Here is a 1,337-nt window from a genome sequence, read left to right as displayed (position 1 = left end):
GGCCCAGAACCCGGCCATCGCCCTGGACTGGTGGAAGCAGTTCAACGATCCGGTGCTGGATCAGTTGATCGCCCAAGCCCTGGAACACAACCAGGACCTGGCCGCCGCCTCCGCCCGCGTCGACGAAGCCGCGGCCCAGGCCGGCATCGCCCGCGCTCAGCTGCTGCCGGCGCTGAACGCCAACGCCGGCTATCAGCGTGGCCGCGCTTCCAGCGCGACAAGCACGCCGGGCGCGCCGCTGGTCAGCGACGTGCGCAACGCCAACCTCACCGCGTCTTGGGAACTGGACCTGTGGGGCAAGCTGCGCCGCGGAAACGAAGCGGCCCGCGCCGACTTCGCCGCCAGCCGCTTCGCCCGCGACAGCTCGAAGCTGGCGATCGCCGCGCAAACCGCGCAGACCTATTTCCAGCTGCGCGCCTACGACGCCCAGTTGGACATCGCCAAGCGCACGCTGCAAAGCCGCGAGGAGTCGCTGAAGCTGCAGACCAAGCGCTTCAAGGGCGGCTTGATCTCGGAGCTGGACCAGCAGCAGGCCGAGGCCGAGGCGGCCTCCGCCCGCGCCAAGGTGCCGCAGATCGCCAGCGCGCTGGAGCAGACCGAAAGCGCGCTGGGCGTGCTGCTCGGCCACTCGCCCAAGCAGCTGGTGGCCGGCGGCATTCAGCGTGGTCAAAGCCTGGATGCGCTGTCCGCCCCGCCGGAAGTGCCGGCCGGCCTGTCCTCCAGCCTGCTGGAGCGTCGGCCGGACATTGCCGCCAGCGAGCAGCAGCTGGTCGCCGCCAACGCCCGCATCGGCGTGGCGCGCGCGGCCTACTTCCCCAGCATCAGCCTGAGCGGGGCGCTGGGTTCGCAAAGCCTGTCGCTGGACACCCTGTTCACCGGCCCGACGCGGACCTGGAGCTTTGTCGGCAATCTGGCGGCTCCGGTGTTCAACTTCGGCCAGACCGGCTACGCGGTGGACGCGGCCAGCGCGCGGCAGAAACAGGCGCTGGCGCAGTATCAGAAGACGGTGCAAAGCGCGTTCAAGGACGCGCTGGACGCGCTGTCCGGCTACGGCGCGGCGCGGGAGATCCAGGCGGCGCAGACCACGCAGTTCCAGGCCTTGAACAAATCGCTGCGCCTGGCCAATCTGCGTTACGACAACGGCTACGCCAGCTATCTGGACGTGCTGGACGCGCAACGCAACAGCTTCCAGGCGGAGCTGGGCCTGGTGAGCGCCAAGCTGGACCAACTGAATGCCGTGGTGGGCCTGTACAAGGCGCTGGGCGGCGGCTGGGAAGCCCCGGCCAAGTCCTGATCCGCTACGTGCAAAGACAAACCCCGCCTTCGCGGGGTTTTTT

The 1,337-nt window shown here is 69.2% G+C and carries 1 protein-coding gene; it reads left to right on the top strand.

The window, feature by feature from the left end:
• A partial coding sequence (locus tag NK214_RS24835; RefSeq protein ID WP_253315797.1) for an efflux transporter outer membrane subunit occupies positions 1 to 1,294 on the top strand: 1,294 nt, incomplete at its 5' end.
• Positions 1,295 to 1,337: the final 43 nt, after the last annotated feature.

Origin of the sequence: Chromobacterium sp. S0633 (assembly GCF_024158805.1) — a bacterium.
In the GTDB taxonomy this organism is placed as follows: Bacteria; Pseudomonadota; Gammaproteobacteria; order Burkholderiales; family Chromobacteriaceae; genus Chromobacterium.
Note: the sequence above shows the minus strand (reverse complement) of the source record. Positions and strands in the feature narration are given on the sequence as shown.